General features: G+C 48.9%; 22 protein-coding genes. 7 read left to right on the top strand and 15 right to left on the bottom strand.

Going from position 1 to position 25,270, the window contains the following annotated elements:
* Positions 1-97: 97 nt before the first annotated feature.
* The 5 genes from BUB38_RS14915 to leuS form a co-directional block, all read right to left on the bottom strand.
* On the bottom strand, positions 98-541 hold the full coding sequence (locus BUB38_RS14915; protein ID WP_073161530.1) for a hypothetical protein: 444 nt from the start codon (positions 539-541) through the stop codon (positions 98-100).
* Complete coding sequence (locus BUB38_RS14910; RefSeq protein ID WP_073161529.1) at positions 534-941, bottom strand: hypothetical protein; 408 nt, start codon at positions 939-941, stop codon at positions 534-536. Before BUB38_RS14910 ends, BUB38_RS14915 begins: the two co-directional genes overlap by 8 nt.
* Before the next feature lies 1 nt (position 942).
* Positions 943-3,738 carry an AAA family ATPase gene (locus BUB38_RS14905; protein WP_073161528.1) on the bottom strand — a complete coding sequence of 932 codons (2,796 nt, stop codon included), beginning with the start codon at positions 3,736-3,738 and terminating at the stop codon, positions 943-945.
* 244 nt (positions 3,739-3,982) lie between these two features.
* On the bottom strand, positions 3,983-4,852 hold the full coding sequence (locus BUB38_RS14900) for an Abi family protein (protein ID WP_073161532.1): 870 nt from the start codon (positions 4,850-4,852) through the stop codon (positions 3,983-3,985).
* 349 nt (positions 4,853-5,201) lie between these two features.
* Complete coding sequence (gene leuS / locus BUB38_RS14895; protein ID WP_073161527.1) at positions 5,202-7,889, bottom strand: leucine--tRNA ligase; 2,688 nt, start codon at positions 7,887-7,889, stop codon at positions 5,202-5,204.
* A gap of 217 nt (positions 7,890-8,106) precedes the next feature.
* Here leuS and BUB38_RS14890 point away from each other — a divergent pair, with 217 nt between their 5' ends.
* A complete protein-coding gene (locus tag BUB38_RS14890; RefSeq protein ID WP_073161526.1) occupies positions 8,107-9,096 on the top strand; it encodes a porin family protein in 990 nt (329 codons plus the stop codon).
* A 108-nt stretch (positions 9,097-9,204) separates the two neighbouring features.
* Positions 9,205-10,032, top strand: a complete 828-nt coding sequence (locus BUB38_RS14885; RefSeq protein ID WP_073238593.1) for an outer membrane beta-barrel protein — start codon at positions 9,205-9,207, stop codon at positions 10,030-10,032.
* Positions 10,033-10,122: 90 nt separating this feature from the next.
* Here BUB38_RS14885 and BUB38_RS14880 read toward each other — a convergent pair whose 3' ends face one another.
* From BUB38_RS14880 to BUB38_RS14840, 9 genes are all read right to left on the bottom strand, one after another.
* On the bottom strand, positions 10,123-13,083 hold the full coding sequence (locus tag BUB38_RS14880; RefSeq protein ID WP_073161524.1) for a fused MFS/spermidine synthase: 2,961 nt from the start codon (positions 13,081-13,083) through the stop codon (positions 10,123-10,125).
* A gap of 26 nt (positions 13,084-13,109) precedes the next feature.
* Entirely contained in the window at positions 13,110-14,684 is a 1,575-nt protein-coding gene (locus BUB38_RS14875) for a M6 family metalloprotease domain-containing protein (RefSeq protein WP_073161523.1), read from the bottom strand.
* Positions 14,685-14,843: 159 nt separating this feature from the next.
* Entirely contained in the window at positions 14,844-15,203 is a 360-nt protein-coding gene (locus BUB38_RS14870; protein ID WP_073161522.1) for a P-II family nitrogen regulator, read from the bottom strand.
* Positions 15,200-15,616: a hypothetical protein gene (locus BUB38_RS14865; RefSeq protein WP_073161521.1), complete on the bottom strand. Its 417-nt coding sequence runs from the start codon at positions 15,614-15,616 to the stop codon at positions 15,200-15,202. The genes BUB38_RS14870 and BUB38_RS14865 overlap by 4 nt, the downstream gene beginning before the upstream one ends.
* A gap of 8 nt (positions 15,617-15,624) precedes the next feature.
* The gene (locus BUB38_RS14860; RefSeq protein WP_073161520.1) at positions 15,625-17,154 is read right to left on the bottom strand and encodes a DUF1538 domain-containing protein; all 1,530 of its coding nucleotides are present in this window, start codon (positions 17,152-17,154) and stop codon (positions 15,625-15,627) included.
* Between the two features lie 17 nt (positions 17,155-17,171).
* Positions 17,172-17,909, bottom strand: coding sequence for an ABC-type transport auxiliary lipoprotein family protein (locus BUB38_RS14855; RefSeq protein WP_073238576.1), 738 nt, complete (start codon positions 17,907-17,909; stop codon positions 17,172-17,174).
* Entirely contained in the window at positions 17,909-18,880 is a 972-nt protein-coding gene (locus BUB38_RS14850) for an MlaD family protein (protein WP_073161518.1), read from the bottom strand. The genes BUB38_RS14855 and BUB38_RS14850 overlap by 1 nt, the downstream gene beginning before the upstream one ends.
* Positions 18,881-18,899: 19 nt before the next feature.
* A complete protein-coding gene (locus BUB38_RS14845; protein ID WP_073161517.1) occupies positions 18,900-19,682 on the bottom strand; it encodes an ABC transporter ATP-binding protein in 783 nt (260 codons plus the stop codon).
* A 7-nt stretch (positions 19,683-19,689) separates the two neighbouring features.
* On the bottom strand, positions 19,690-20,658 hold the full coding sequence (locus BUB38_RS14840; protein WP_158236537.1) for an MlaE family ABC transporter permease: 969 nt from the start codon (positions 20,656-20,658) through the stop codon (positions 19,690-19,692).
* 189 nt (positions 20,659-20,847) lie between these two features.
* Between BUB38_RS14840 and BUB38_RS14835 the strand changes: the two genes are divergently transcribed.
* Genes BUB38_RS14835 through BUB38_RS14825 form a run of 3 tightly spaced genes read left to right on the top strand, consistent with a single transcriptional unit; the run spans position 20,848 to position 22,425 of the window.
* Positions 20,848-21,447 carry an RNA polymerase sigma factor gene (locus BUB38_RS14835; protein ID WP_254793757.1) on the top strand — a complete coding sequence of 200 codons (600 nt, stop codon included), beginning with the start codon at positions 20,848-20,850 and terminating at the stop codon, positions 21,445-21,447.
* Positions 21,431-21,787, top strand: coding sequence for a hypothetical protein (locus tag BUB38_RS14830; RefSeq protein ID WP_073161515.1), 357 nt, complete (start codon positions 21,431-21,433; stop codon positions 21,785-21,787). The genes BUB38_RS14835 and BUB38_RS14830 overlap by 17 nt, the downstream gene beginning before the upstream one ends.
* The gene (locus BUB38_RS14825) at positions 21,787-22,425 is read left to right on the top strand and encodes a Spy/CpxP family protein refolding chaperone (protein WP_073161514.1); all 639 of its coding nucleotides are present in this window, start codon (positions 21,787-21,789) and stop codon (positions 22,423-22,425) included. Before BUB38_RS14830 ends, BUB38_RS14825 begins: the two co-directional genes overlap by 1 nt.
* A gap of 97 nt (positions 22,426-22,522) precedes the next feature.
* Here the strand turns inward: BUB38_RS14825 and BUB38_RS16870 are convergent, their stop codons facing one another.
* On the bottom strand, positions 22,523-22,648 hold the full coding sequence (locus BUB38_RS16870) for a hypothetical protein (RefSeq protein WP_254917582.1): 126 nt from the start codon (positions 22,646-22,648) through the stop codon (positions 22,523-22,525).
* A gap of 206 nt (positions 22,649-22,854) precedes the next feature.
* On the opposite strand from BUB38_RS16870, the gene pgi reads away from it, so the two are divergent.
* Together pgi and BUB38_RS14815 are read left to right on the top strand one after the other, a co-directional pair.
* The gene (pgi, locus tag BUB38_RS14820) at positions 22,855-24,501 is read left to right on the top strand and encodes a glucose-6-phosphate isomerase (RefSeq protein WP_073161513.1); all 1,647 of its coding nucleotides are present in this window, start codon (positions 22,855-22,857) and stop codon (positions 24,499-24,501) included.
* Between the two features lie 122 nt (positions 24,502-24,623).
* Positions 24,624-24,932: a hypothetical protein gene (locus BUB38_RS14815; protein ID WP_073161512.1), complete on the top strand. Its 309-nt coding sequence runs from the start codon at positions 24,624-24,626 to the stop codon at positions 24,930-24,932.
* Positions 24,933-25,270 lie beyond the last annotated feature (338 nt).

Genomic DNA, 25,270 nt, shown 5'->3' with positions numbered 1-25,270 from the left:
ATGGATTTGTATAATTTTGACATGGGCTTTTTCTTCTGTTTTTTTTGGCGATTAAATTTTAGAAAATAGCCCATTTTTTGTTTAATTTAGGCGAATGTCAACAAAAAAGGGTGGCGAAGCCACCCACACATGTTGATGAAGAGCCATAAAATCCCATAATAATTCTACACACCAATACTTGAACTATTACAGCAATAATTGTCAACAGATGCCTTGTTGGTTCAATGACATCAAATCCATAAGCAAGAATTTTTTCAGCCAACGCAACAATAAAAAAATTACACAGAGCAAAAATACTGAACGGATAAAGTTTGTCAATCATGGTATAGCAACGTCTAAAAAATATATTTGTCAGCAAAAAAGGAATAGACACTATTTTAAAATATGTCAGTCCAAAACTAGGCAAACTATAGCCCGTAGCAAGCATAGATAGAATAAACATTAAGATTCCTAAATAAAAAAGTGCTCCCAATACCATAGTGGGAATCAGCACTAAGCAAAACCACATTCCTGCAAAAAATGTTCTTACCGAATCAAACATTCAAAGAATCCATCGGATATTTTTGAAAGAAAAGGCACATTACAAAACGTCCAAGAAGCAAAAATCCCAAAGCAATCAAATTTGAATTAAAAATCGCATACGATATCTGAATCAACGCAACGATTGTTAAATAAGCTAAAGTAGTCGCATACAGGGGGCGAATTAGAGGATTCCTTATATAAATTTCTTGAAAGATTTCCTCTGTAATTACAAAAGGAGGAATGAAGAAAAATAAAGTGACAAGTGTAATCGCCAAATTCCCCGATACAACAGTCACGGTTCCATCCAAAATGGATACACATATTATAGCTTCAACAATCGTTACAAAAAGTAATATGATCCACGCAGCAAGTACATTCATGGACCAAGCGTAAGCACCGAACCTGTTCCCTTGATTCACACTACACCCCCTCCAAATCACAGGCCGTAATGGTTGTAAGCGCAGTCTTGGAAAAATCATTGGAATCACTCAGTCGAAGAGCTTGATTATTCAGGGATTTTTCAAAGATGTTTCTTACATATCGACCATTGCCAAATTGAGGGTTCATCTTTGCTGATTCAAAATTTTTCCGCAAGCATTCGCTAGCACCGTCATCCAAAATATATCCCTGGTCACCGTAGAACTTGCCCGCAATTTGCATAAGTTCATCCGTAGAATAATCTGGGAATTCAATAATGTTTGCAAATCGAGAATGCAAGCCAGCATTTTGATTCAGGAAATTTTCCATATCCCTACTGTAACCTGCAAGAATCACCACCAATCTATCGCGATTATCATCCATCATCTTGACAAGGGTATCTATCGCCTCGCGGCCAAAGTCATTAGGGCCACCTTGGGCAAGTGCATATGCCTCGTCAATAAATAGGACTCCGTTGAGTGCAGACTCAATGACCTCTCTTGTCTTTATGGCTGTCTGCCCAACATAGCCGGCCACTAGTCCCGAGCGATCCGTTTCCACCAACTTATTCGTGGTGATTACATTCATATTGTAAAGGACATTCGCAACGGTCCTGGCCATCATCGTTTTACCGGTGCCTGGATTGCCTGCAAAAATCATGTGCATCGTTTGCGTGTCAGAGGTTTTCAATCCAGCTTGTTTGCGAGCCTCCTTAAGCTTTAAGCGAGCTTGTAAGCTCCGGATGTACTGTTTGACGGAATCAAGTCCAATAACTTTAGACAATTCGCTTTCAAGATCAAAATCCTTAGGCCCAAAGCATCCAAAATCTTCAGGAATTAAAAGATCCAAATTCACAGGATTTTTCACGACACGCTTCGACTGCTGTAAAATCGCGGCCTCCACAACATTACGGACAAGTCTTCCGTTTCCGCCATCATTTTTGCCCTTGACCTGCGAAGCCTCAAATATCCTAAGAAGCGGTTTTTCGCAATCCGCATCCATTTTGTACCCCTTGGACTTAACAGTAACTTTTGCAATGTCAAGCATTTCTTTGGAGCTGTAATCTTCAAAATGAACAATATTAGGGAACCTGGATTTCAATCCGGAATTTGTCTTAAGAAAATCCTTCATTTCCAATTCATAGCCAGCCAAAATGACGACAAGATTCTCCCTATTATCTTCCATCCCCTTTACAATAGCGTCTATGGCTTCAAGCCCAAACGGATCTCCGGCATCTCGACAAAGCGAATAGGCTTCGTCAATAAACAGGACTCCACCGAGAGCGCTATTGATGACTTCATTTGTTTTCTGTGCGGTTTGCCCAAGATATTGTCCAACAAGATCAGCTCTTGTCACTTCGCGTAAATGCCCCGAGGAAAGCACTCCTATAGCCTTCAGGTATTTCGCGACAATCCTCGCAACAGTAGTCTTTCCCGTTCCCGGATTTCCAGCAAAAATCATGTGCATGGAGATATCCGCTTTCGGAAGACCATTGGCCGTTCTGATTTGCTGAATTTTGACATTCGTCTCCAAATCACGAATGTAATCCTTCACCTTTTTCAGACCAATAATGTTGTCAAGTTCCTTCTTGACATCAGCCAATTCCGAAGCATTTATATCTTTGGAATAATCAGCAAAATTCAATTTTTTGCCAGAGGCTAGAGATACAAAGAATTCATTTTCTACACTGGTAAGATGAATCTTCGTATTCGTCGCAATTGCATTTTGCAAAAGCATTTCAGTGAGGCCCTTGTAAAGGAACTCTTCTACGAACTTCTTTAAGCCCTTGATACCTGCATCTTTTGAAAATATCTTCACAAGTGCATTGACAACATCATCATCAAAAGACGCTTCAATATGAAGCATCTGAGAACATTTGTCAATCAAAGCCCTGCATTCCGTAAATGCAATATCCTGAAGTTGCTTTTGCGAGATCGGTTCCAGTTCAATAACATCACCGAACAATTTCGTAATCTTATTCCCAAGAACAGAAAGTATTTTCGCCTTGGGAAGTGTACTAATAAAAACAAAAAATTTGCCATTGGCAGAAATTTCAGAAATCGGATTGGAGTGAAGAACTCCCGTCGCATCCATCAGCATTCCGTTATTAGACACATAACGCTTATTCAGTTTACAAACGCCATTTTCCAACAACTGCTGAAGAATATCCAATTCACCAGCCCCTGCTTTTTCCGGTTGCTCAAATATAATGACATCAGCCTTAGACTTCAGGCAAGCATATATATCGCTCAAGAACAAAGTTCCAGAAGAATCGCTCGCATAACGGCCAAGATCAATAATCTCCGCAGACGATGATGTCAAAATTTTTTGTTGGCAGAGAATTTTACTGATGCACTGGATTGCATAAGCCTTTCCCCTACTAAGGTGTCCCAAAAGAAGAATGGAGTTTTTCGGCTTTTCTTCTTCGTACCCACTTACAAAAGGACGCTTAAATGCAGTAACCAAGGATTGAATATCCTTTTCAGACCCAATCCAAATTTTTGCAAGTTCCTTGGGAACAGGATTAAAATTAAAAGATTTTGCATTGTCCTTTACAGCATGTGCTGAAGCCTTGGAATCCTGTCTCGTAAAAATCGTAGCGAACCCTTTTTCCGGTTCATGCCCTTTCGGTTCTGATTTCACAGATTCCGATTTCGATTCGCTTTTCAATACCGTTTTTTCTACAGACGATGTAGATTGTACTTTTTGGGTTGCCCTCAAACCCTGAGGCAAGTTCTTTGCCGCAGTAAAAATCTGGTATTCAGGAAAAAGAAATTTCAGCAACTCTTTAAGATTCATCTCAGCACCTTCAATCTAAATCTATTAAAAACTGGTGACTTTTTATGTCAAAAACAAAAAATGTCCCCTATATTCGCAAAATATCGAACATACGTCTTGATAGGGACATGCTCTACACAGTTTGAATCGATGATAAATCGCAAGACCCAGGTCCATCGCTAGCGAGGAAGTTCCTCGCCTTTTTTGTGGAAAAAAGTTTCGTAAATCATCAGACGATATGCCGAGCTGATGATTCCGTCAAGGATTACACTTCCTTGGCAATCGCCTTCACCGCCCAATCTTTTGGGAAAGAGATGTGTTCCAACTGAATGGCTGACGAATACCTTTCAAACAACGCCTTAATTGACGGGAGAAATTCTTCATTCCACTTTTGAGGATTCGGATACAAGTTCCGCACAGCAAGGAACGCCGCCCAAAGAGAGCGTTCATCCTTTTCTTCAACTTCCTCAATGTTTGCAGGGATTGCGGAGAAAATCCTATAGTAAAGCCTTCCGTAATGGGCGCAGATATTTCGCAAGTCTGTTGCACACCTCAGCCAACTTTTTAGATTTTTCGGGACGGTCTTATAACATTCACTCGCAAAGTGTTTTTGATCCGCAAGAACAAGGTCCGCATAAAAATAGGACAACATGCCAAACGAAAATAATTCCACGGCCACCCAAATAGGGAACACGCCATCATAGCAATCCTGGTGATGCTTCACAAAAGGAACATTAGAACTATGCTCAACTTCTCTATTGAAAGTTTCTAGAAATTTTTGGTGGTTGTGCCAGCGAGAATAAATCGATGCATCCAAATAGCCAACCGGACTATATTTATGCGCATGGAAATAAGCAAGTCTCGCCCTCATAGAAATCTCTATTTCTTCAAGAGCCGAAAAAAGCGATCTTCTCAATAGTCGATCAAATTCATATATCTGTACAATCCTTGAGAAACTTGTTCCGGCATTATAGGAGCCGTCGGTTTTTCTAAATGGCAGGAAATATGCAGACAACCTGTAATAATTTATGGATTCAAGGCAGCGAACAGCATCATCAACATTCTCAATACAACAGCCACGTTGTTTGATTTTTTCTACTTGTTCCCTATAAGTTGTTGCCTTTTTTGTTCCCATAAAAAAAATGTCCCCCCTGGGACACATCAATGAGAGGTGCGGGGGGTCCTGTTGTTTCAAATATACAATCTATTTCAAAGAAAAGCAAGCGCCCATTCGCCCGTCTAGGCAAGAATTAGCCCCTATTTTAGCAGGAAGTAAGCCGGGGCGTTACGGGGGCGGCGTCTGAGCCCACGTAGAGGGGGTGGAGAGCAACAAAGTGCGAACCAGGGGGAGACTTCCCCTTTTATAAAAAAGACCGCAGCGGTTAGGCTACGGTCTAATTTTTTGCGGGTCTGGATCCTTCGGCGCGACGCGCCTCAGGATGACGTTTGTCGATGCAAGGGCCCTTCGACAGGCTCAGGGACCTTTACTTCACCACGATATTCACCAGCTTACCCGGCACGGCAATAACCTTAACCACAGTCTTGCCGTTGGTAAACTCCTGAACTCGTTCGTTAGCCATGGCGAGGGCTTCCAAAGCAGCCTTGTCCATGTCCTTGGCGACGTTTGCCTTGGCGCGGAGCTTGCCGTTCACCTGGAACACGACTTCGACGGTGTTTTCCACAGCCTTGCTTGCGTCGGCTTCAGGCCATGCCACGTTGGTGAGGGATCCTTCATGGCCCAGGATGCTCCACATTTCTTCGGCGATGTGGGGTGCGAAGGGCTGCAGGAGCTTTACGAAGGTTTCGCAAGGTTCGCGGTAGCGCTTGTCCATCTTCATCATTTCGTTGTTGAAGATCATCAGCTGGCTAATGGCGGTATTGAAGCTCATGTTTTCAATGTCGCTTGTGACCTTGATGATGGACTGGTGCATAATCTTCTGGATTTCTTCCGGAGCGGCTTCGTCAACGAAGACGGGAGCTGCATCGTCGTCACCCACCACAGAACGCCATGCGCGGCCCAGGAAGCGGTTCATACCTTCGATGCCCTTGGTCTGCCAAGGCTTCACGGCATCCAGAGGACCCATGAACATTTCGTACAAACGAAGGCTGTCTGCACCGTAGTCGCGAACCACGTCGTCCGGGTTCACAACGTTCTTCAGGGACTTACTCATCTTGGCAACGATCTGCTTCAGTTCGATGTCGGTACCCTTCTTGAAGAACTTGCCGTTCTTTTCTTCCACTTCATCAGTGGGAACCTTGGAGCCGGCAGCGTCCTCGTAAGCGAAGGCAAGAATCATACCCTGGTTAAAGAGCTTCTGGAAGGGTTCGTCGGTAGAGACGAGGCCCAGGTCGAAGAGGACCTTGTGCCAGAAACGGCTGTACAGCAAGTGGAGCACAGCGTGTTCTGCACCGCCCACATAAAGGTCAACAGGCATCCAGTACTTTTCGAGTTCCTTGGCCAGGAATGCGTCTCCGTTGCAGGCGTCGATATAGCGGAGGTAGTACCAGCAGGAGCCAGCCCACTGCGGCATGGTGTTGGTTTCGCGAACGCCCTTGCGGCCATTAGCGTCAACAACGTTCAGCCATTCAGAAGCGTTGGCCAGCGGAGACTGACCGCCGTCACCCGGCTTGTAGTCCTGCAGATCCGGCAGCTGAACCGGCAGCTGGTCGTCATCGACGGTAGAGATTTCGCCATCCTCCCAGTGGATGATGGGGAACGGTTCGCCCCAGTAACGCTGACGGCTAAAGAGCCAGTCACGAAGCTTGTAGTTCACGGTAGCCTTACCGATCTTGTTGGCTTCGAGCCATTCGATGACCTTAGCCTTGCCAGCTTCCTTGTTGAGGCCATTGAGGCAGAGGGTGTCGTTCTGGCTGTTGATGTAGGTGCCGTCGGCAGCCCAGCATGCTTCGCCAGCGAGAACCTGGGGCTTCACGTCTTCCGGGCAAGAGGCGTCCGGTTCCATGATGCAGATAACAGGCAGGTTGAACTTCTTTGCGAATTCGAAGTCGCGGGTATCGTGGGCGGGCACAGCCATGATAGCGCCGGTGCCGTAGCCAGTCAAAACGTAGTCAGCCACCCAAACCGGAATCTTGGTGCCGGTCAGCGGGTTGATGGCGTAGGAGCCAGAGAACACGCCGGTCTTTTCCTTGGCCAGTTCGGTACGGTCCAGGTCGCTCTTGAGGGCAGCGGCATGAACGTAGGCTTCCACAGCTTCCTTCTGTTCCGGGGTAGTGAGGGTCGGAACCAGCTTGTGTTCGGGAGCCACCACCATGTAGGTTGCGCCAAACAGGGTATCGCAACGGGTGGTATAAACACGGAGCTTGTTTTCGGTGGGCTTGCCGTTTGCATCAGCGATGGCGAAATCCACTTCTGCACCCTGGCTCTTGCCGATCCAGTTCTTCTGCATGTCCTTCACGCCCTGGGGCCAATCCAGCTTATCGAGGCCCTTCAAAAGACGGTCGCCATAATGGGGGATGCGCATGAGCCACTGCTTCAGGTTACGGCGTTCCACTTCCTTGGTGCCGCACTTTTCATGAGAACCGTCGTTCAGAACTTCTTCGTTTGCGCAAACAATCTTGCAGTGCTTGCACCACCAGACCTGAGCGTCGGCGTAGTAAGCGAGACGCTTGGAATCCTTGAACTTGCGAACTTCGGCAGCACCCTGAGCCTGAACATCAGCCGGAATGGGCAATTCTTCGATGGGGCGGCCCTTCTGCTGGACCTCATCGAACCAGGTGCCGTAAAGGCGCTTGAAGATCCACTGGGTCCACTTGTAATACTTCGGGTCAGTGGTGTTCACTTCCTTTTCCCAGTCATAGGAAAGGCCCAGGCGCTGGATCTGACGGCGGAAATTGTCGCAGTTCTTCTTGGTGGTGATTGCCGGATGAGTACCGGTCTGAATAGCGTACTGTTCAGCGGGGAGGCCGAAAGCGTCCCAACCCATGGGGTGCAAGACGTTGAAACCCTTAGAACGCTTGTAGCGGCAAATAATATCCGTTGCGGTGTAGCCTTCGGGGTGACCTACGTGAAGGCCTGCGCCACTGGGATACGGGAACATGTCCAGGCAGTAGAACTTGGGCTTGGACTGATCGGTGCCAGTCTTGAAGGTCTGATGTTCAGCCCAGTAAGCCTGCCACTTGGTTTCAATTTCTTGCGGATTATACTTTGCCATTTTTTCCTCGTTCAGCGGTGAGTTATGAGCAACGAGTAACGAGCCTTATAATCGCAGCTTCGCTGCACCTTTATGATGCGCGAAGCGCCACTATTCAACTCAAACCTCAAAGCCCGCCAAGGCAGGCGACCTCATACCTCACGGCTAGTTAAAATTTTACGGCGAAAAATTTAGAAAATACATAAACAAAGTGTTTTCAAAATGTTATAATTCTAGTATGTTCGCACCTAAGTTTTCTCACAAGCCGATTTTGACCATCGCCATGGCAATTGCCCTAGGCGGATTCTGTTCCACTGCATTCGCCCAGGGCGTTTTCGAAGGTTCCGGCGAAGAGGACAATAGTGGTTGCGTCGGCGACGGTTGCGGAATGGAATTTAACGAAGTTTCCAATTCTACGGATGATACGCAGAGCGACAACGCAAACGGTGTAGAGACTGTAGATGAAAACGGAGTAAAGACCGTCGTATACGGCACGGATTCAACCGCCCAGGATTCCGTAGCACAGGACTCCACCAAGGCAGCGGATTCCACGAAGGTAACAGAATTCTTCGATGACGAAGACACCCGCGCCAACTACGTGCAGGAAAACGCCAGCGAATACCGCGCCCGCAAAGAAGGCTTCTCCAAGTCCATCCAGTTCGGCTTCAGAGCCGGTGCCGGCGCAAACATGAACTTCCTCGGAAACCATACCGACGGCTGGAACGTAGGCTTCGACCTAGAAGCAGGCGCCATCGCCAAGCTCCCCATCGGAAACGATTTCTCTGTCGCCGCCGGCCTGGATTTCAGCTACCGCACCTACAGCTACGAAGGCGACAACGACTACAGCCACAACGAAGCAAGCATTTCTGAAATGCTGTTCCAGATTCCCGCCTTTATCCAGTACGCCTTCGATGAAGACGGATTCTTCCTGGGCCTGGGCGCAAACATCAGTCTCAAGATGTCAGGCGAAACCGAATTCAAGCAGACCGTCGACACCAAGGATAAACATTACAAGGATAAGCGCAGCAACACTATGCCCACCGTCGGCGTGGAACTGGGCAGCCTCCTGAACATCGGTTACGTTATCAATAAAAATCTGCAGGTCGACCTGCGCTATGTCCAGAACTACACAAACCTGCTGGACCAGGACGTTATCGCCGAATCCACCCTGATGAAAACCAAGCTCTTTACAAGCCACGTAACTTTGGGTGTAACTCTCCTACTTTAGAGACTAAACTTCCCGTTTCTTAAGTAAACTTTTTTTTCAACACTATTTTTACACGAATAAAATATTTTAGCTAGCTGGTATTCCAAGCTAGTTTTTTATTTTTACATCATGAATTTCAAGAAGTTTAGCCTTTTAGCAGCACTGACTATGGCGCTCTCCATGCCCGTATGGGCCCAGGACAGCGAAACTCCCAGCGACGATGAATGGGTCTCTGCCGACGACGCCAACAAGGCACCCGTCGAAGAAGAAGCCACCTATGACGGCTCCGCCGACAGCGAATTCGCCAATGACGAAGAATACGCCAGCGCCTATGCCAAGTATAAGGCACAATCCACCAAGAAATCCGACATTGAACGTCAGCGTAACGAAGGTTTCGCTCGCGCCGTGCTCCTTGGCGTCCGCGGTCAGGTCGGCGCCAACACCTTCCTGGGGCACAACTCCGATGGTTGGGGAACCGGCTTCCAGATCGGTGGCGGTCTTCTTGTCAAGATGAACCTGGGCATCAAGCACTTGAGCCTGGTTCCAGAACTGACTTTCAACTACCGCTATTACACCTACGAAAAGGACATGGAGATTTACACCAACGAGGCAAGCATCGACATTATGATGTTTGAAATCCCCATGGTTGTCCGCTATACCGTCGAAGACTGGGGTTTCTTCATCGGTGCCGGTGTGAATCTCGGCCTGAAGCTCACCGGTTCCTCTGAATTTTCTACCAGTGGCGAAACTCGCGAAAATACGGTGGCCACCTCCGGCATGGAAGTGGGCGGCGTTTTCGACCTGGGCTACATGCTGACTCGCTGGGTCAGTCTCGACCTGCGATTTGTCTGGTGCTTTACCAGTCTGTTGAACGAAACCCTGGTGGCTGAAGAAGCATTCTCCGAATCAACATTGAACACATTCTACACCAGCGTCGGTGTAAGTTTCATGTTCTAAAAAAAGATTTGCAGATATTAAAAAGGCCTGTTCCAACGAACAGGTCTTTTCTTATGCATACCTATAAAAAGAAAGGCAAAGCCGCCAAGCCTAGCGCTTGGCTGCCAAGGTCTTCCGGAGCTTCTGGATTTCGCGTTCCATCAAGCGCTTTTCTACCGCAAAGAACCGGTCGTTCATCTGAATCGCATTCTTGTAGATTACGTCGGCAAGGTCCGCCTCTCCAGCCTGCAGAGCCATGATTACGCAATTGCGCAGGAAAAATTCATCCATGTCCTGCATCTCGTAATGGTCATAGAAGTCAGCCATCAAGAGGGCTGCCTTGGCGTAATCCTTGGCTCGAGCCGCTTCCGTGATGTTGAATTCATCCACAAAACTCTGGGGGAAGGCGCCAGCGGCAACCGCCTCACGAACCTTCACATAAACGCTGTTGGAATCGCGAACCTCCAGGGGAACGCCTCGCAGGTAGTCGGCATATTCCTCGCGGAACTTGGTGTACCCCACAGAGGCTTCCAGAGCCGTATCTGCCGACGCCACCACCTGAGCCACCTCTTGGGCGGTAGAATCAGCCACGACGGGAGTGGCGTTCTTCATCAGCTGTTCCACATAAGCAATCAAGGCCATTTCCTTGAAGGCATCCTTTTCTTCTGCGGCCATGGCCTTCACGCGGGCAGGGCGACGCTTGGCAAAATCTTCCGGATCGAGATATTCCGGCCAGCAGACTTCACAGGAATCGAACACCTGCACGATGTGAGCCTCGGAGTGAACAAAGCGGGCTTCCTCGGCGCGATTATCCACCATAGGCACAAAGACACTGTTGGGTTCAACACCATCAAGCAGAGACGAAACCATCTTGTTGGTAAACAGGAAGTTCCTTTCGCCAAAGAATTCCGGATCGCGATGAATGCGTTCAAATTCCTTCACCAGTACCGAGTCGGTGCTAAAGCGGCCGATACCCTTCTGGTAAACCGGCTGGTCGCTGGCGATCATGATAATATCCGGTTCATCCGTCGACTTGTACAAACTGACATAAGGGAACGTCTGGTCCAGAGCCTTCAGAATATTCAGGAACATCAGATCGTTAAATTCATAAGTCTGAATCCACTGCACCCAAAGTCCGCCCGGCTTCATATAACGGCGCATCTTGGCGTAGAACTCGTGGGCAAAGAGACCGGCCACGCCGCTGACCCAAGGATTAGAGGGAACGCTAATGATCATGTCATACTGGCGATGATTCGTATGGAAGAAGGTCGTCGCATCGTCAATAAAAATGTGAATACGAGGATCGTCATATCCGCGGTTATTCCAGGGGTAAAAACCCTTGGCCAAATCCATCATGGCTTCTTCGATTTCAACGCAGTCAAAATCCTTCAGCAAGGGGTCGGCCAGCAAATAATGGGCACCCATACCGCTACCGAAACCCACCATGGCGGCATCGTAAGGTTCAGTCTTTACGGCCATGGGCATAAAGGCGGTTGCCGCCTGAGTCAGTTCATCACTGGAAATAGGCTGAGTGCGGTCCTTGTTCAAGCTGGCATCAGCCTTACCGTTAGTCTTCACATAATAGTGAACCTTGGATTCATGGAAGCTGATGGTCGCCGTCTTTCCATCAATGACACGAATCTTTTCATCGGGATGCAAGTTCTTGAAAGAACGGAATACGCCGGACGTTACCAGATGAGGATCGAAGTTCACAAAGAGGGTCGGCAAAACCATGGCGGCGGCAGCCACATAGAACATGACATTGCGACGCCAACGTTTGCGGTAAACGGCCAACAGAATAAAACCAATGGCAAAGTCCAGCAAGGCAGCCACCACAAGGGCACCCTTCAGCTGCAACAACGGCAAAAGCAAAAGTCCACCGCCAGCAGAACCGATAATGGAACCCAGAGTATTCCAGCCGTACACCTTGCCAATGGGAGCTTCGCTCTTGAAGGCACGAGTCAAGATCAAGGTAATCAGCGGCAAAGTCATACCGGCAAAGAAGCTGGTAGGCACCATCCACAGCAAAGACAAGGCGTACTTGAACAGACTCCAGCAAACGTAACCATCCGTAGTCGGATTAAAAATCTGGTTGGCCTCGTTCATCATGGCCCAGAACGGCTGATGGAAATACAGCGTACAGAGCGCAAAGAAAGCCATAAAAATCTGGGCCAGGGAAAGCACCACCAGAGAATCCTTCTTCAGGAGCTTACCGCTGACAGCACTACCGATGGCAAGGCCCAAGATAAATGCAGAAAGCATCTGGTCGAAGCTGTGGCTAGAAGAACCCATCAAAAGGGAAAGCAGTCGAGTCCACACAATCTCGTACACAAAGCTGGTCAGGCCCGTTACCGCCGCAATCCACAGCCAGGCATTCTTAGGCGGCATGGGCAAGTTGTGCTTCGCCACAAAATCTTCGTTGGGGTCTTCTTCTTCGCCTTCGTCGTCAGTCGCATGCACAGGAGAAGTCGCCAATCCGATAAAACCGAAAACTGCAGCCAGCAAGAAGTTGATGGAAGCGGCCACAATCAACGTAGCATGATTACCAATTTCAGGAATCAGCAAGTAGCTGGTAGCCAAGATACCGATGGCAGAACCCAGGCTGTTGGTAAAGTAGAGCATGGGGAGAGAAACTTCCGCACCGCTCTTTCGCATAAGACCAGCGGCAATGAAGGGGAACGTCATACCCACCGCAATGGCAATAGGAAGCGTCGAACCTGTCGCCAGAATCACCTTGGCAATTTCTGCACCGCGAGAACTCAAAGACGCCGTAAACTCGGAGTCATAGAAAATTCCCGTCAGCCAGTTGTACATGGGGTGGTAAGCCACGCCGCCAATACCGATACCCAGTTCCACCAGGCCGTAGCCCAACAAGGGGCGTTTCGTCTTGGTCACCAGTTTGCCTGCCACAAAGCTACCAATGGCAAGGCCGCCCATGTAAATGCAGAGGGTCAGCACCTGACCGTAACTGGAATGTCCCAGGAACAATTTGAGGTAGCGCGCCCAAGAGCCCTCATAAATCAGGCCTGCAAAACCAGATAACGCAAACAGAAAATAAATCAAATAATTCATGGCGTAAATTTATACAAATTATGCCACTATAGTACAGCCCTCGTCAGGTTTATTCCATCTTGTTCAATAATCAAGATAAACTTTTGATTACAAACATGACTAGGCACTTGGACAATTATATCAAAACCGTTCATTTTCATTTCGTACAAAACCTGCCCATTCAGCGAGAACAGTCTCACGTTCTTTTCTCCTGGCACAGACGAACGAATGTGCAGGGATCCATTCTGCAACATAGCCCTAGTACGAAACATCTGCGTAATAGACGGCTTTCCCGTTCCAAAAGGTTTCAAAGAGTCATTAATTTCAGCATAGCTAAATGAATAGGGAACACTCCGCGACGAAGACGATAAGTGAGGAACAAAAACCGCACTAGAACTTGAGCTCGAAATTTTTATTTCCTCCATATACGGCGTGGACCTAGAAACCTTGAACGTCACATAGTTCTTGTCTTCGGACTCCGTGATTTCGGATAGCGTAATATTCATGTTAAGGCCGTTGCGAAAAACAAAACCGTCAAATGAAGTGACATTCCCGGTTCCAGGGAACACGTCGGAGGGAAGGGCTTCGCCGGCATCGTAGGAACAAGACTCACCTGAAGAAAGTTGCACTTTAAATCCCGAGCGAGCTCTTACAACATACTCGCGAGCGTGACATTTATAGCTATTAACCAGCATCCCCCACGCAGAATCGTTATAATCCACATACCATATCAACATGCCTGAATTCACCTGCTCCACGTCCCAGAGCTTTTGGGTCCGATATTCCAACAAATACATCTCATTTTCATTTTCAGGATTAGTAATGGAAATGGCGACATTGTCATCCAGTTTATCCAACCGAATGAATTCCTCGTTACCCAATTCAGAAGGCGTAAGCCAACCCATCAACATCCTATCGAAGGATAAAAAGAGCGGGGGCATTTGATTTGGATTATCCATTACGGACCAAGTATCCACCAAAGTTATGCGTCCACCGACACTGAGATCAGGCAAGCCAAGCATATGTCCATACTCATGTACAAAGGTTGATACACGTTCACCTTCGTCAACACCGACAAACCGCAGGACCATCAAATCGTCTTTGATTTTTAAACTGACTTTATGCATAGCCGGCCATAAAGATTCATTGACAGATATCCTTTCTCCAGCGTTAATCATAGCGAAAAATTCAATTACACTATCGCCGTCGTTGTCATACGCAGAGAAGTCAACACCTTGCGAAAGCAAAGATTCCACCGCCTGGACAAAAGCCAATTCAGCTTCATCACCGACGATGCTCAAAGGATCTTCATAAAACCCCTTTGTATTCGGAAGGGTTACTGGACCGTACACATCAAAAGAGGGGCGATACTTCCCCATGGAATTGTAAACGAAGTAATCCCTTACACTGCCAACATTACCATATTCATTGAAGCCTTCCTTATTCAAAAAATCCGTATAGAAGGCCTTGGGATCTTCGTGCGTAAATTTGACATCATCAAACTGCACAAGAATGACCGGAACACGGACGTCACCAATGGTAATATTTTTATTCAAGAGAGGTTGCGCCAGACACGCGACCGCAAAAAACAACAGTAAAAAAGTTATTCTAAAAAAACGCATTCAATCCTCCTAGCGCCAACATAAAACAATTTAACAATCGACAGATGTCATCTTCTGATTAAAAACGAGTTGCAAACAAATATTTTTCAAAAAACATTTATTACAATTTACGACATCAATCTTACGATGGCGTTATGAAGGGCATTTTATTATTGACAATTATTTCTTTACGATAGAAGCCATCTTCTGGGTAAGGCGTTCCTTCCACGGAGTAAGGCCAACCACGTTATCGACCGGCAGCGAGAATGCAATACCCTGGCCCATGGTATCAAGGCCAGCCTTCTGGTAAAGGGCATGGAGAACGTCATCCTTGATCTTTGCATCCACAAGGATCATGACGATTTCCTTTTCGGGCTGGATAGCGATGTGGAAAAGGGATTCCGCTTCCTTGTTTGCGGTTCCGCGTGCATTCAGGATGGTACCGCCGCGAGCGCCAGCTTCCTTGGCAGCATCCATCACGGCTTCAGAGAAACCTGCATTCACAATACAAAAAATGACTTCGTGATTGAATCCACTCATTGTTCATTTCTCCGGACCGCATCGCGGTTGTCGCTTAAAAAGTTAAAAATGGACTTGCCGATAATGCTTGCCATGGGAATGGTATAGGCAATGCCCTTACCGCCCACGATGGTGTTAAACTTTTCTTCAAGACTGTCCAGGGCCGCGGTCAAGTTTTCGTCACCGATAATGCTAAAGATTACGGCACGGTCAGAATCCGTAAGGCCCATGGCAGTGGCAATTTCCTTGGGAGCCGTACCCTGGCCATAAACCACCATCTGCATATTCACGCCAAAACTCTGGATGTGGTCCATATAGAAATCAGCCTTGCTGCGGCTCACCACCGTAATCAGCACCTTCAGCTTATTCATTGAGACCCTGGAATGACCCGACTTTGCAGGGGCGCGACGAATGTACTTCTTTAAATCAGCCATACCTCTCCCTACATAAAGTCAATAATCTGTTCGTCATCCGCATCCTGGATTCGACGCATCATCATTCGGTTTCTTACAAATCTAGAGGCCACCGCCTTAAAACCCAGAATCTGAATCGTAATCAGCGGAGTCATGGCCACCATGGCCACCACACCAAAAGCATAGCTCAAAATGCCACCTTCGCCATGAATGGCAGAGCAGGCACCAATGGCCAAAGGCAAAATAAAACTGGAAGTCAAGGGGCCGCTAGCCACACCACCGGAGTCAAAGGCGATGGCCGTATAAAGCTTAGGCACAAAGAAGGAAAGTCCCAAAGAAAGGAAGTAACCGGGAATAAGGTAATAGATTACCGGGAAACCATAAATCAGACGGATCATGGAAAGTCCGATAGAAATACCCACACCTACAGAAAGGGCGATCAACATGGAGCGCTTGGTGACAAGGCCGCCAGTAATTTCTTCTACCTGTTTATTGAGAACGTGAACGGCAGGTTCCGCAAGAACAACCACCATTCCAATCACAAAACCAGAGATCACCAGGGCACGGGGCAGTTGAGCCAGCTGTTGCCCCAATTCAAAGCCAATAGGCATAAAGCCCACCGCCACAGCCGTCAAGAAAATCACAAGTCCCACAAAGGTATATACGATACCGAAGCCGATCTGGGCCAGCTTGGCGCGAGAAAGCTTAAGCACCGTCAGCTGCAAGGTCACGAAGAACGCCACGATCAATCCAAGGGCAACCAGCACTTCCTTGGCAACGCCTGCCACCGCCGGCAAGAAATTCGCACCAAGGCTTGCGTCAATGGAATAAGCTTCTTCGGAAAGGGTATAAGTCAGGTCACCCTGAGCAAACAGAACAAGACCCATCAAGGCAAGCATGGGGCCAACAGAGCAAAGAGCAATCAGACCGAAGCTGTTTTCGCTGGCATGCTTACCGCCAATGGCACCAGCCACACCCACACCCAGGGCCATGATAAAGGGAACCGTAATGGGGCCTGTAGTCACACCGCCACTATCAAAGGCCAGCGGCACAAAAACTTCCTTGCCCAGCGAAACCATCAACATTCCCAACATGAACAGAACCATGTAGAAGAAGATGATAATCGCTGAAAGGTCCTTCTTAAAAACAATCTTGAAAATGGAAATCAAGAGGAACAGGCCCACGCCGATACCTACCGTAGCAATCAGCATGGTAGGGTTCACAGCATTCTTCACCTGCTCCGCAAGCACCGACAAATCCGGTTCCGCAATGGTAATAAGCACGCCCATCACAAAGCAGACCGAAGCCAGCAACAGAACGCGGCGGGATTTGGCAAGACCGGAACCCATATGTTCACCCATAGGGGTCATGGCCAGGTCAGCGCCCAGGTTGAACAGGCCAATGCCCACCACCAGAAATACGGCGCAAACCGCAAAGACAACCATTTCCTTAAAGCTCAGCGACACCAGCGGCGTAAAGGAAACAATCAAGACAATCAGTGTTATGGGCAACACTGACGCAAAGGATTCCTTTAACTTAGCCAATAAAATTTTGAGCATCGCTCCGCAATATAGCTTTATTCGCTCACTGCAGGCGGCTCGACCTCCGGAGCAGCGGGTGCTTCCGTTGCGGGAACATCAGAAGCGGCGGGCTCTTCCATTTCGGGGGCGGGCAATTCTTCATACCCCTTGGCGGTCACATGTTCCTCGGGAACAAAACTCATCACGCGGCGGATATCGTCAATGGCGTCATCTGCAAATGCCTTCAGCAGTTCATAGACGGCCTCGGCAAAATTCCTCATGTCGTCGCCTTTATAGCTCCTGGATTCATCGTAAGCCTTACGCCAGATAAAGCCCTCGGTTTCAGTCTTACGCAAGGTGAAGGTAACGGCCAGACGGGCAAAGCGATCGTTTCCGCGGTCCACTTCTTCCACGGCATTCACATGGGTCATGAATTCCAGATCCGGCTTGACAGCCACATCCACATCCAGTACGCCAAAGAGGGCCGAAGACTTCATCATAGAAGTCACAGACTGTTCCACCAGAAATTCCGGGCGGGCAGCCCACACGGAATAAGTGTAGAACATGAAGTCATAAGGCGATTCGCGATACACGATATTGTTTCGACGGTAGGCCGGGTCTACAGAGGCATGGGTCACCATCAAAGTGTAGGGGAACACCGGATCTGCGGTAGCCTTCTTCACCTCGGGAACAGGCAGCATGTAATATTTGACTTCCCTATCAGGGCCGCCAAAGCAACCCGTGAGAACCATCGCAACGGCGCAAGCCATCCAAAAGGCAATCTTACCCATCATTACTTCTCCCTATCAGAAGCCTTGGGACTGCGAATCAGGCTAGAGGGCTGATTCTTGATCTTCTGGCTGAAATCGTTGAGGTTTTCCAGAATGGCATTCAGCTGCTTAAGAGCATCTGCAAAGTTCGTCTGGTTCTTATACAGGAACACATCCACTCTCCTGGACATAGCTTCCAGCGAATGCAAAGTCTTGACCAGGTCGTCGTTCATCTGCTTGGTATCGAGAGCGGCCATCTTCGCCTGGATCTGGTCCAGCGTATTCTTGACTTCTATAGCCAAGTGGGACTCGTCAAGTTCTGCGGTAATGCGCTTCAGGGAACCCATAGACGTATCCAGCTTTGCTACCGGAGCCTCCATGGACTTCACCAGACGATTGCCGTTATTCAAGAGAGCGTTTCCAGTAGCCATCATGGTCTTGGTGCCGGCGGAAGCCTCTTCAAAATTAGAGAGGGTGCGTGAAATCTTCTTGGCATTCTTTTCTGACAGAACGTTGTTCAAATTATCCAGAAGCATTTCGATGCGGGCCACCAAGTTTTCTGCCTGGCCCGTAATTTCGCTGATGCGGTTCACGCCCGCCTGAACAAAGGAGCCATCGGGAAGATTTTCTTCTGCGGCATCGCCACCATTCAAAATCAGGTAGCGGTTTCCCGTCAACGAAATACCACTCGTCATCTGCACCTGGGTGCCCGCCTTAATAGGCGTTTCGGGGCTTACCTCAAACCAGACCATCACATTGTTCAAGTTCTTCGGGTCAATCAGAATCTTGCGCACATGACCCACATCGATACCGTTCAGCATCACGCGGGCATCCACCGACAGACCCTGCACCGATTCAGAGAAAATCGTGTAATAGGTAACTTTCTGATTGTGGATCTTTTCACCAATCAGATAGCCCACAAAGCCCACAATTCCCACAAAACACAATAGCAGGAATAAACCTAGCCTTATTCGTTCCGCTTTCGTAGTTTCCATAAGTTATCCTTTCCTACCCTCAGTTTTCAAAGTCAAAATTTATAAATCCGGCATTACCCAATTCATCGGGGCATTCACGCCTAAAGAACGTCCGGATCTCGGGAATATCCGATTCCAACCCCTGCTGCAGATTTCCATCCAGAAGGACCTCGCCCTCCTTCAAGAAAATGAACTTGTCGCAGATGGTCTTGATGCTTTCAAGTTCGTGAGTCACGATGACCACCGAAATCTTCAAGTCGTCCCGCAGTTCCAAAAGCAGTTCGTCCAGGGACCTGGCGGTAATAGGGTCAAGACCTGCAGACGGTTCATCACAGAACAGCAGTTCAGGTTCCAGCGCCAGGGCGCGGGCAAGGGCCGCACGTTTACGCATACCGCCCGAAAGTTCCGACGGATACTTGTTAAAGGCATGAAGCAGATGCACCTTCTCCAAACGATCCGCAATCACATCGTCCATGATGCTCTTGGGAATCCCCGGCTTGTGACGTTGCAGGGGCAAGGCCACATTCTCGGCCACAGTTAGACTTGTTAACAAGGCGCCACCCTGGAACAGCACTCCCGTACGCTTGCGAACTTCATCGGGAATAGGGACCGTAGCAGGATAAGCTTCCCCAAAAAAGGAGATGTTACCGCCAAGGGGTTTTTCTAACTGTAAAATATTATTCAGAAGCGTCGACTTGCCGCAACCGGAACCGCCAAGAATCACGCGGATCTCGCCGGCAGCCACCTCGAAGCTTACGTCCTTCAGGATCACCTTGCGTCCGTAGCCCGCCTTCAAATGTTCCACTTTCAATAAGGGAGTCATAAAACCTCTAGTAGAATATGAAGGAGAACAGGGCATCCGCAAGGATGATACCCGCAATGGAATAAACAACGCAGACCGTGGTGGCCTTACCCACCGAATCGGCACCGCCTCGAGCCCTGAAGCCCTGGAGGCAGGCAATCAAGGTCACGATCCAGCCAAACACCATGGACTTGACAATGCTCTTGAACAACAGCACCATGGGCAGGGCCCCGCGCAAACCTTCCCAGTAATTGCGGGGCGAAATTTCACAAATCCAGAACGCCACCAGAAAGCCGGCAAAACAGCCAATCACCGATGCCATAAAGGAAAGAATAGGCACGGCGATAGTCATGGCCTTAAAGCGGGGCAAGATCAAATACTGAACCGGATGGATACCCATGGTACGCAAGGCCTTGATTTCTTCGGCCACGCTCATACTGGCGATTTCTGCCGTAATGGAACTTCCGGAACGGCCCGCCAAAATGATGGAAGTCAGCAGGGGGCCCATTTCGGCAAACATCAAAAAGCCCACACCCACAGAAAGGTAATCGGCGGCACCGAAAGTATTCAGCTGGTTGGCACTCTGGAGCGCCAAGGTAAAACCAATCAGAAATACCAACAAGAAGACAATGCCGGCAGCCTCGCTACCCAGGCGCAGCAACTGTTTGGCCACACCGCCAAAAGGCAAGCGCTTACGATCAAAACGGCCCACAAAAGTCCAATAGACACTTTCGCTGAGCAGGTAAAGCAAGGTCTTCAAGGTATCAATGACTTCAAAGCCCATCCACCCCAGACGTTCAACGAATCCTGCGGCCTCGGCGATTTCGCCGGCAGGCACGTCAATTTTACGCACCCTCGACAATTCCGCCTTTATTTCCGGCGAAAAATTCGCAAGTTTCAGACGATGTCCGAGACGTTCCGCTTCCAGGGCTAACTTTGCGAACAGGGCCTTGGATTCCAGATCCAACCCCACGAAATTGGCCCCATCCAATCGCAAATCTGACCTCCTCAGAACGCGCATACACCTGCCAAGCCAACTTGACAACTGCTTCGGAGCAATCCGTTCCGGGAGCGTTAATGTAACCAAATCCTCCATAAGCAAAAAGTAATATATTTTTTGACACTTCTATATAAGTCTCACTTTTTTTTGCAACCGCCAAAACACCACAATCATCAAAAGTGCGAAATGAACACGAATCTGGTCGAATCCACAATCATCCAAAAGCTGAAGCTCGGTAGCCGCGAAGCCCTGGCCCTCCTCTGGCAGGACCACAGCAAGAACGTACTGAACCTGGCCTTCCGCATGATGAAGGATCGCGACCAGGCCGAAGACATCCTGATGGACGTATTCGTTCAGATCCCCAAGGCGATACATAAATTTCGTGGAGAATCGGCGTTGAACACCTGGCTGTACAAGCTAACCGTAAACGCCTGCCTCATGAAACTTAGAGCGCAAAAAAGACATAGCGAACTGGAAAGCGAAAACGCCCTCCTCATTATAGAAGAGGCCCTAGGCCAGAACGAAGGCGAGAACATTGACATTCCGGGCCACACACAGAACGAAGCCGAGCATTACGATCCGGAACTTCTGTCCCAAGGTCTGAACACCTTACCCGCCGAAACACGAAGCATGCTCTGGCTCAAGGATGCCGAAGATTTAGACATCAAGGACCTTTCCGAGGTTTACAACCTCCCCGAAGGAACCATCAAGGCAAAACTCAGCCGAGCCCGCCACCGTATCAAAGACTTTATAAGGGAGCGAATCCACCATGCAAAACAAGCTTGATTTTTCTAGTCTGGAACAGCTCACCCCAAGAGCAGACTCCTGGGAAAAAGTCTGCGCCCGCCTGGACGCGGATTCCAGCAAGGTAGACGCCCTGCCCAGCAACCTCATCCCCTTCCGCATCATGAGTGCCATCCCCCTGGCCGCAAGCCTGGTGCTGATCGGTATTAGCGTTCTCATGACCGCATTCTCCAACACCTCCGAGAATATTTCCATCAGCACCATTACTTCTACCGAGGTATCCAGCTGGTATCATGGTCTGGGCAGCGACAACGACAACGACGATTTTGACACATTGGACGAAAACGTAACCCTCAGCTATTTCTATAAGGACGCAAAATAATGAAAGGATCAGCAAAACTCTTTATCGCAAGCCTCATCGTGTTCGCCGCCTCCGCCGGATTCTTCGCAGGATCCGTATGCATGAAACCCTGCCCCAAGGGCCCCATGGCCATGGAAGGCTTCCAACCGGGCATGATGCCGCCGCCTCCGGGATTTGACGGTAAGAATCCTCCCCCGGAAATGAAGGGCCCCATGGGCCAGCACGGCCCCAAGGGTCACAGAGGCCCCCACGGTCCTAACGGTCCTGACCGCGAAATGATGGACTCCTTGCTGCAGGTCTCCGCCGACCAGAAGGTAGCCCTCGAAAAGAACCGCACCGAAGCCGAGGAAACCCTGAAGACCCTCCGCAAGAATAAGTTCGAGGCAGAAAAGGCCCTGGGCGAAGCTCTGAACACCGAAGACATCAAGGCCATCGAAACGGCAAAGGCAAACGTCCTGTCTGCCGACAAGGCCCTGCTGGACCACCGCATCAATTCCATCGCCGCCCTGAACAAGATCCTGACCAAGGAACAGCGCGAGAAGTTCCGTGCCTTCCACAAGGAAGCCATGAAGAAGTTCAAGGATCACAAGGGTCATGGTCCTAAGCCCGGCATGGGTCCCGATATGGGCCCCAAGTTCGAAGGCGAACCCCGGGAATAACAGACGAATTTCCTTGATAAGCAACAAAGGCCCCGGCAATTGCCGGGGCCTTTTCCGTTAAATTTTTTGTTGTGCGTTAAATGTTAAAGTCTAATTGTTAAACGAAGGCGAATATTACCAGGAGGGCCGTCGCAACAGCGAGAACGCCGCTGATGAAGGCTTCCACCTTCGGGCCATACTGCTTTGTCTCAGTATGCGTCTCATCTTGAAAACGCTGTTCCATAATACCTTCCTTTACACCACAGGGTTTCCCATCCCTGTCTTTACAAATTACAAAATTTCTCCATTCTTGAGGTGAGTTTCGTCACAGAAATCTATGGACTTTCCATCCACGAGTATTAGGGGTTGGAATATTAGAAATTGTCTTATTCCAACTTTTTCTATATTTCCGCCCGTATTTAACTCCCGCCTAGCGGAAAGGATTAAACTATGTCTAAACTGACTGATTCTATGGAATGGAAGGCTCTCGAAGCCCACTCCGAAGTTGCAAAGACCTGGCACATGAAGGAACTCTTCGCCAAGGATCCCAGCCGCGCTGCCAAGTTCAGCGCCGAAGCTTGCGGCCTCTTCCTGGACTACTCCAAGAACATCATCACTGACGAAACCATGGCCAAGCTCCAGGACCTCCTGAAGTCTGCCAACTTCGAAGAAATCCGCGCTAAGTACTTCGGTGGCGAAAAGATCAACACCACCGAAAAGCGTGCAGTTCTCCACACTGCTCTCCGCTACAAGGGTAACGATCCTATCTGCGTCGACGGCAAGGACGTTATGCCCGAAGTCCGTGCTGTTCTCAAGCACATGGAAGAATTCACCAACCTGGTCCGCAACGGTTCCTGGAAGGGCCATACCGGCAAGTCCATCAAGTATGTGGTGAACATCGGTATCGGTGGTTCTGACCTTGGCCCGGTGATGGTTACCGAAGCCCTCAAGCCCTATGCTGGCGAAAACGCTCCCGAAGTGTTCTTCGTTTCTAACATCGACGGCACCCACATGGCAGAAACCCTGAAGAAGGTCAACCTGGAAGAAACCCTCTTCATCGTCGCTTCCAAGACTTTCACCACCCTCGAAACCATGACCAATGCAGAAACCGCCAAGGCTGCAGTTCTCAAGGCTTTCAACGGCGACGAAAAGTCCATCGCCAAGCACTTCGTTGCTCTTTCCACCAACACCGAAGCAGTGTCTGCTTTCGGTATCGACCCGGCCAACATGTTCGAATTCTGGAACTGGGTTGGCGGCCGCTACTCTCTGTGGTCTGCAATCGGTCTGTCCATCTCCCTGCGCATCGGCTTCGATAACTACATGAAGCTCCACCAGGGTGCTTACGAAATGGATCAGCACTTCAAGACTGCTCCTGCCGACAAGAACCTGCCGGTTATCCTCGCCCTCATCGGTGTCTGGTACAACAACTTCTTCGGTGCATCCAGCTACGCTATGCTCCCCTACGACCAGTACCTCCATCGCCTGGCCGCCTACTTCCAGCAGGCCGACATGGAATCCAACGGTAAGTTCGTTGACCGCGACTGCAACCGCGTCGACTACCAGACTGGTCCGATCCTCTGGGGCGAACCGGGTACCAACGGTCAGCACGCCTTCTATCAGCTGATCCACCAGGGCACCAAGATGATTCCTTGCGACTTCATCGCCCCAGCAAACAGCCACAACGCAGTTGGCGATCACCACCAGAAGCTGCTCTCCAACTTCTTCGCTCAGCCCGAAGCCCTCATGAACGGCAAGACTCAGGAACAGGCTGCAGAAGAACTCCGCAAGGCTGGCAAGTCTGAAGAAGAAATCGCTTTCCTCGCTCCCCACAAGGTGTTCGAAGGCAACAAGCCCACCAACTCCATCATGATGGACTACGTTTCTCCGGAACGTCTCGGTGCTCTCATTGCCATGTACGAACACAAGATCTTCACCCAGGGCGTTATCTGGAACATCAACAGCTACGACCAGTGGGGTGTTGAACTGGGTAAGCAGCTGGCCATGAAGATCCTCCCGGAACTGAAGGCTGACACCGAACTCAAGCACGACTCTTCCACCAACCAGCTCATCAACTGGTTCAAGAAGAATCAGAAGTAAGCTTCGCTTCCCTAGAGATTGCAAAAAAACACAGCAACAGTGACCTCGGACGAGGCCACTGTTTTTTTGTTCAAACCTTTTCAAAAAAAAGATATATTAGGGAATAATTTAAAAGGAGACTTATGAAAAAAATCGCTTTTGTAATATCTGCTGCAGCTGCTGTAGTCTTGATGCAAGGCTGTGCCGCTTCCGGTATATCAGCCGCCCGTTATTGGGACGGCCACAAGTTCCTGATGCTTGAAGATCATTGGGGCGAGCCTACAGAAAAGCAGGAAGCCGAAGACGGTTCCTACCGGGCAATATTCCGTGCCGGCGAAGATTGCACTGCAACATTCTACGTCAACCAGGCAGGTATCATCACGTCTCACAATTTTGTAGGACAATCCTGCAGTTTCGACGCCTACAACCGCCTGAAGAATATCGAGCACTAATCTAATAGGCACGCGAAGCGTGTCATTCTGATTACGCATCGAAATCGAGGCTCCTGAATTTACATTCTTTTAACAAAGTAACTCTTGCCAAATTTTAGATAAATTCTAATATTCATCCCGAGCGTTACGAACAGTCTCCTGAACACTTGAGTTAATCAAGTGTTTTTTCTTATAGGAGATAATATGCCCACACAAAAAACAACAAACATCATCGGCAACAACGAATCCCCCAAAACGGAAATCGCGTCTCTATTGGCGGATTGCGCCTTCAAGTACGTGTACACCCGAGACAATCCCAAATCCCGTGAAAACTTGCGGCAGCTGATGTCTACGCTCAT

This window comes from Fibrobacter sp. UWH5 (assembly GCF_900142505.1).
Classification (GTDB): Bacteria; Fibrobacterota; Fibrobacteria; order Fibrobacterales; family Fibrobacteraceae; genus Fibrobacter.
This window is presented reverse-complemented; position numbering and strand designations above follow the sequence as displayed.